We start from the raw sequence: 6,293 nt of genomic DNA, 5'->3' as shown, positions 1-6,293 counted from the left end.
CCGGCCGAAGGCGGGCAGGCAGCCGGTCATGGGGGTGTGGTTCGGCACGGCGATCCCTTGGTGAGACTCAGTCGAGTGAGAGGGGGCTGCGGTCGGAGAGGGTGAGCCGGGCGACGAGACGCGCGAGGGGCTGCGCCCAGTCGGCCGGTGGGCCGGGGACGAGGAAGTCCTCGCTCCAGGTGGTGCCGTCGCCGACGAGCGGTCGGCTGGTCACCTGGACGTGCCGCAGGCGGGCTCGGGCAGGGGCGAGTTCGAGCTCGTAGGCCCGGGTTTCGGTGTCGATGTACCAGGTCAGACAGCCCTCGGCGTCAGGGCATCCACAGGCCAGCATGTACACGCGGGTCCGGCTGGGGATGGGAAGGACGGCGCGCAGCGCCTGAGTCACGGCCTGGCCCTCCGTGTGGTCGTGAACGTGCGCCACGTTTCCTCCTTTCGGCCCGGCCCACGGAAGTGGGCCGGGCCATGCGGCTACCTGCTGGCCGTGAGGGCGTCCAGCAGCTGCTCGGTGGTGCGGGTGGCGATCGCGAAGCGGACCATCTTCATGACGTCATCGCGGTGGCGGGCCACGTCGCGCGCCTGGGCGAGGGTGTCCTCGGCCAGGTCGGGCTGGGCGAGGACGTCTCCGCAGCCGACGACCGCCCGGGGGCCCAGTTCCCATACGAGGGCATTGACGGCGGCTCCGGCGGCGGCGAGGGGGTCGAGTTCGAGCATGACCCAGCCGCGGTCGGCTGGGTCCTCGCCGTCGCGGCGCAGTTCCTGCGCGGCGGAGCGGAAGAGCCCTCCGGTCCCGGCGGTCGGCTCGAGAGCCCACTCGCCGCGTTGGTGGGGCCGCTTTTCTGAACTGCCGTCGTTGGCCAGCATCGCGGTGATCAGGGCGCTGACATCGGGCGGGGTGTGGTACTCGCCGAGGCTGCGCCGGGAGTGGTGGTGGCGCAGGCTTGTGATGACCCAGGAGAGCAGGTCGATCCGGGACCTTCCGGCGGGGTCGGTGTCTCCGGTGTGCTGGAGGACCCCGTGGCGCAGTGCGGCGCGGGTCACGGCCTGCACGCCCGCGAGGTGCGTGTCGTGGAGGTCCTCTCTTGTCCAGTCGAACAGGGGGCGGGCGGTGGTCCACAGGTCGGGGCGAAGGCGCCAGTAGTAGTTGGCGCTCTCGGCCAAGCCGCGGACCAGGACGCGCGGGGGTTGTGCGGCGATGTACGCGGCGATCGTGTCGGCGGCCTCGGCGCCCGGGGATTTCTGGGGCCACAGTGCGAGGGCGGCGACGACCCCTGCGGGGATGTCCAGCCGGCTGCCGCCGGCGGCGTACCAGGCGTCGGCGACCGCCTCGCCGAGGACGGAACCGGGGCTTCGGCTGATGGTGATCGGGGGGCAGTCGGTCGTGCCGGCATGCCGGGCACAGCTTGGATCGGTGCAGTTCTGGGCCCTGTGGGCGTGTGCCTGGTCAACGGCCTCGATCACGAGGGCGGCGGTGGTGTCAGTGGACATGAGGGTTCCAGGACGTAGGTGGGTCTGCTGGTCGGGGACAGGAGGGCAGGGCCAGGGCCGCGGCGGGAACGCACCGTCCGCGGCCCCCCGGGCCTGCACGTTGTGGTGACGGGTGGTGCCGTACGAGCGGCCACCCCCGGCACATTCAGAGGACTCCGCGGCGGGACAGGTCCGGCTCGCACAGGGAGCACGTCCCGCACGGCGCGTGGTCGGTGCATCCCGGCTCCGGGAGGGCATGGGCCGCGGCGTCCTCGCGATGGATGAACTTGGGCCACTCGCGTTCGTACAGGAACTCGCCGGCCCACTCTCGGGACTGGAATCCGGGGATGCGCGAGGCGTCGTTGGCCGTATCGGGCTGGGCGACCCACGTGGTCGTGCCGTCCGAGAGGGTGTGTTCCCACACGTACCCGTGCACGGTGGGGCTGGCCTTGTTCACCACGAGGAACCCGCGGGTGTAGTTGTTGTGGGCGGGCTGGAAGTCGATGTGCTGGGCGAGGCCGGGCAGCATGATCACGCCTCCGAAGGGTGAGTGCGGATGGTGTTGGGGGTGCGGAGTCTGAGGGAGCCCAGCCCTCTCGGTGGCCTGCACGCGCCCCGACTTGGGGCGCGAGGCTCATTCCTGTGGGAACCGAGGGCGGTCCGGTGCTTGCTCGTGTGCCGGGCGGCGTATGCACACACGGAGGCGTGGACCTACGCAACTCAGGGGCGAGGCATGCGACTTGCGCGGGTCCGGATGCCGGACTTAGAGCCTCGCTACCGTCACCGAGTCGCGTCGGCGGAGTTCTTGACCACCCGGCCGCGCGGGGTGAGGGTCCACACCTCGTCGGGTGCTTCGCCCCGTTTCGGTGCGACCTGGGTGGCGGAGCGCCTCCACACGAGCAGATACGCACTGGGGTCTGCGTCGGGGAAGTCTTCGACCGGACTGTCGGCGAGGGACGTGCCGTATTTGACGCCGTCGTAATAGGTCGGGCCGTGGTGGTGGGCCACGCGGCGCTTAAGTGCCCGCTCGGGAACTTCCTGGTTCGGGGCGAACTCCATCGCGGTCAGATCGGCCGGCTTCTTCCGGCGCGACGGTATGAACGTGAAGTACACAGTCATCGGCGTGAGTTCCCCGGGTCGTTGAGAGCGGGCTGAGGTGATGTTGGGCTGTGCCCCACCGCGCCGCCGTGGGCGGCGGCAACGCGGAGAGGCGTTGCCGGTCGGGTCGGGCTGCTCGGCTTTCAGGCGTTCCGCAGAGCGCTCGGCGCGGCGGCGTACTTCACGCACGCGGGCATGGAGTCCCGCAGATCGGGGCCGCGCAGCCCGCGGCTTCCGCGGGGCAGAAGACCGCACTTGAGGCGCTCCCGGCCGTCGTCGAGCTGCTTGAACACTTTGTTGGCGCACCCTCCGCAGACGGCGGAGGGGTTGTCGAGATCGCTGCCCAGAAGCGGAACCCGGGTCGCGGGGTGCTCGCCGCGGTCGAGGTGCATGCGTATCGAGCCGCGGCCGGACCGAGCCGGGGCGGGGATCAGGGGCGTGGTCATGATGGAGGTCCTTCCGGGCGGGATGTCTGTCGGGGCGGCGGCACCGAGGGCATCGGTGCCGCCGGGGGCTTGTGGTGCTACTTGGCCTTGCGCTGGTCGACTCGGTGGGCCTGTGATGCCGCTCGCATGACCTCGTCGAAGTCGAAGCCGAGGTCATGGGTGTAGGCGCGCAGATCGTTGAGCAGCACGTACAGCGCCTTCGAGAAGGTGGGGTAGGCGTCGTCTGCCATGTGCACGCGGAGGGCAGCAGCGGCGTCGCTCGCGTGCACGTAGTTGTCGAAGAGGTGGTCTTCGGCGGCCGAGTCGTCGGTGTTGGTGATCGGCCCGACGGACGGGGCGAGGTTCGGCATGGCGGCCAGTGGCCGTTCGTCGAGGCGCGCCCTGGCGTCGCCGTCGAGGCAGCGCTCGAAGTCGGCCCGCATGTGGCTGGCCAGGTGCATCAGGTCGGTGGTGACGTCCACAAGGGTCAGCCAGATGTCGTTGCTGCTCTGGCGGTAGGCGAGAAGGGCGGCGGCGACCTCATGGGCGACGGCAACGGGCATGGCAGGGCTCCTGAACGGCAACGGGGTGGAAGCGGCGTGGACTTGAAGACCGCCGGCGATATGAACAATCTACATAATGAAAACCGAATACGCAACATCGTGGGGTTGATGAAGGCGGGGCCGGTCGGTCTGCCGTCCCCGCCCGCCGCTTAGTTCGAGCGCTCAGCGCAACCTGTGGCGGCGCGGAGCCGCTCTACTCGTTCCCGCCGGCATCCCTGCGTGCTGGCAGCTCTCCAGGCGGCTGCCGACGGGGCATCGTGCCGACGAAGACCAACAGCGCCCCCAGCGCCACTCCGGCTGTGATGATCGCGCCCACGACGCTGCCGGGCTCCAGTACCCACACGCTGACCAGGGCGACGGCTGCACACGGCGCGCCCCACCGGAGCGCCCATCGGCCCCATGGGCTCGGGTTCTTTCCGTCGACAACCGGCATCAGTTCCTCCTTGGTTCTGGATGCCGGCCGACACCTGCACCCCGTGCGTGAATTCTGCGGCCCGGGAGTGCGGACATCCCGGGCCGTGATCGGGTCAGGCGCAAAACTGTTCCCCGTCGAAGTACGCCCCACGGGCCATGCGGGTGTTGGGAAGGACGCCCGAGACGACCGGGGAGGGAAGGCCCGGGACGTCGACGAGGGTCGTGTATCGGTCCAGGGGCCGGGCGGCCACCTGGGTGTCGCCCCAACGGTGCCCGACCGCGTTCAGGGGGCCGAGGGCCACGTTCAGGTCGTTCATGATCGAGAAGCCGAGACCCTGGTAGTAGCTTTCCAGCTCCGGGAAGCAGTTAAGGGTCAGCAGCCCGTAACCGGCGCGTGTGAAGCGACGTACGGAATGCCGGATGAGTTCGGCCCCGATGCCTCGCCCGCGCTGATCGGGGTCCACGGCAACGGCGGTGATGATCGCGATTCGTTCCGCCAGAAGGTGCGCCAGCGGCACGTCGATGCCGGGATGGTCGAAGAGCCACAGCGGAGCGCCTCCCAGGAGGACGCCGAGCGTCTCGCCTTCATCGCTTTCGGCCACGACCATCAGGGCCCGGAAGTGGGAAAGGGGTCCTTCCTGCGGCAGGGACAGGTTCGGCCGGACCTCCTCGAACGCGTTGGGATCGTCGGGATTCACGTCGGCGAGGAGGCGCATGACGGCGTCGGCGTCGGTGGGCGCCGCGTCCCGGAAGGTGATGCCGGGCAGGCGCGTGCGAGTGGTACCCATGGAGGCTCCTGGGGGTGATGCGAGGCGCAGTACGTCGCCTCTGGTTGTGGGCCGCCGGAGGGGTCCTCAACGGCGGGCTCGGTCACGCTGGACCGGGGCGGGATTCGGGCCGGGGCCGGGCCGACCGGAGCGGGCGAGCTGCCCGGACGGCCCGGAGTGCTGTGCGGAGGGGCCTCAGTAGATGTGGCGGCCGTCAGGAACGGTCTGTCCGATCAGGCGCCAGGGCGGGCCGTCATTGAGAACGCCCATCGGGCACCGATCCGGCCGATGCGTCGACAGGTCGGCCTCGATGGCCGTGTACCAGTGCTGCGTGAGCGGGCATCGCGTTCCGCGTGCGCATCCCGGCCGCTCCGCGACGAACACGTGGTACACGTCCGGAGAGGTGGGGAGGGACCGACGGAACGATTCGGCGATGCGCTTGCCGTAGGCCGCCTGACTCTCGCCCTGGTAGCGGCGCCAGACCTCCTTGCCATAGACAAACTGGGTCTGGCCGTCGCGGTCGAGCCGCCAGCGCAATGAGGAGCCGTAGCGCGGGCTGTCGGGGGACGACTCGTCTGCGCCCGCGGGCACCGCTCCGGTCATGTCGAGAACGGTCTGGCCGGTCCCGGCGAACGCCTGGGGCACGGCCAGCGCCCAATAGGTGGTGGCGCTCTCCTGCCACTGGTACGGCCTCCGCCGCTCGTGCTGTGTTCCCGCCTTGCGGCGCTTTATGAGCGGCTTGTTCCGCTTCATCTGTATCAGTCCCCGGATGCACTGGGACGGCGCGAAGCCTAGAGCTGCGCTCGTCAAGTGGGTTGGTGTGGTGGGGCGTTGGCCCGATCCGAGAGAAACAATACACATTGAAATTCGAATACGCAACAATCTAAGGAGTGTCCCCACCACGCCGTGCGAGCTCCGCCCCCGCTTGGAATCGGTCCCAGGCCAGCCGGCTGTCGACCGCGTCCTCGATCGCGCTCCAGACCAACCCCCGTGCGGGGTCCTCCGGAACGTGGGGCTCTCCACGGTTGCCCCGGATCACCGTGACCGTGTCGCCGACCGGCGGCCGGGCCCGGTGGACGAGGATGCAGGTGGGGGTTCCGTGGCCCGGGATGTAGGCCCCGGATGTGTCGATGATCCAGCGCGCGTCGAAGCGGGGCAGGAACTCGGTGACGTACCGCCTGCCGAACTCTCGCTTCATGAATGAGTTCGCGGTCAGCTGCGCCACGAAGCCGCCCGGGACGGCCAGGTGCTCGAGCATCAGCGCGGTGAAGGGCAGGGCCAGCGAGTACTTGCCGGCTGCCACCTGCGGGTACGCGGCGCGGACCTGGTCGCGGACGGTTGGGTCCTTCGGGGTGATGTACGGCGGGTTGGCCACGCATGCGTGGTAGGCGCCGGCGGCCAGCAGGGGCTCGGTGCGGTCCAGCAGGGAGTCGGCGGCGGCCACGTTGACGGGCCACGCCGGGACGCGGTCCAGGCTCACACCGAGGACGTGCGCCGAACTCGCCAGGAGCCGGTAGGCGGTCAGCGCGGCGGCGTACGCGTCGAGGTCCACACCCGACACC

At 70.0% G+C, this 6,293-nt stretch carries 10 protein-coding genes; all 10 read right to left on the bottom strand.

The annotated features are described in order from the left end of the window. Positions 1–67 precede the first annotated feature (67 nt). A complete protein-coding gene (locus ACNFOC_RS49220; protein ID WP_212728546.1) occupies positions 68–421 on the bottom strand; it encodes a hypothetical protein in 354 nt (117 codons plus the stop codon). A gap of 47 nt (positions 422–468) precedes the next feature. Then, positions 469–1,485 (bottom strand): N-6 DNA methylase, encoded by a 1,017-nt coding sequence (locus ACNFOC_RS49215; protein ID WP_416965511.1) that lies wholly within the window; start codon positions 1,483–1,485, stop codon positions 469–471. Positions 1,486–1,630: 145 nt separating this feature from the next. Continuing rightward, complete coding sequence (locus ACNFOC_RS49210; protein ID WP_416965512.1) at positions 1,631–1,993, bottom strand: hypothetical protein; 363 nt, start codon at positions 1,991–1,993, stop codon at positions 1,631–1,633. 251 nt (positions 1,994–2,244) lie between these two features. Beyond that, entirely contained in the window at positions 2,245–2,583 is a 339-nt protein-coding gene (locus tag ACNFOC_RS49205) for a hypothetical protein (RefSeq protein WP_416965510.1), read from the bottom strand. Between the two features lie 122 nt (positions 2,584–2,705). Continuing rightward, a complete protein-coding gene (locus tag ACNFOC_RS49200) occupies positions 2,706–3,008 on the bottom strand; it encodes a hypothetical protein (protein WP_416965509.1) in 303 nt (100 codons plus the stop codon). Between the two features lie 77 nt (positions 3,009–3,085). Next, positions 3,086–3,550, bottom strand: a complete 465-nt coding sequence (locus tag ACNFOC_RS49195; RefSeq protein WP_024127016.1) for a hypothetical protein — start codon at positions 3,548–3,550, stop codon at positions 3,086–3,088. Between the two features lie 193 nt (positions 3,551–3,743). Beyond that, the gene (locus tag ACNFOC_RS49190; RefSeq protein WP_416965508.1) at positions 3,744–3,983 is read right to left on the bottom strand and encodes a hypothetical protein; all 240 of its coding nucleotides are present in this window, start codon (positions 3,981–3,983) and stop codon (positions 3,744–3,746) included. 94 nt (positions 3,984–4,077) lie between these two features. Next, positions 4,078–4,752, bottom strand: a complete 675-nt coding sequence (locus ACNFOC_RS49185; protein ID WP_416965507.1) for a GNAT family N-acetyltransferase — start codon at positions 4,750–4,752, stop codon at positions 4,078–4,080. A 174-nt stretch (positions 4,753–4,926) separates the two neighbouring features. After that, positions 4,927–5,484, bottom strand: coding sequence for a hypothetical protein (locus tag ACNFOC_RS49180; protein ID WP_024127013.1), 558 nt, complete (start codon positions 5,482–5,484; stop codon positions 4,927–4,929). A gap of 130 nt (positions 5,485–5,614) precedes the next feature. Then, a partial coding sequence (locus tag ACNFOC_RS49175; protein ID WP_416965506.1) for an Eco57I restriction-modification methylase domain-containing protein occupies positions 5,615–6,293 on the bottom strand: 679 nt, incomplete at its 5' end.

The sequence above is a fragment of the Streptomyces colwelliae genome (assembly GCF_048158785.1).
In the GTDB taxonomy this organism is placed as follows: domain Bacteria; phylum Actinomycetota; class Actinomycetes; order Streptomycetales; family Streptomycetaceae; genus Streptomyces.
The sequence above is the reverse complement of the archived record's forward strand: the minus strand, read 5'-3'. Positions and strand labels throughout refer to the sequence as shown.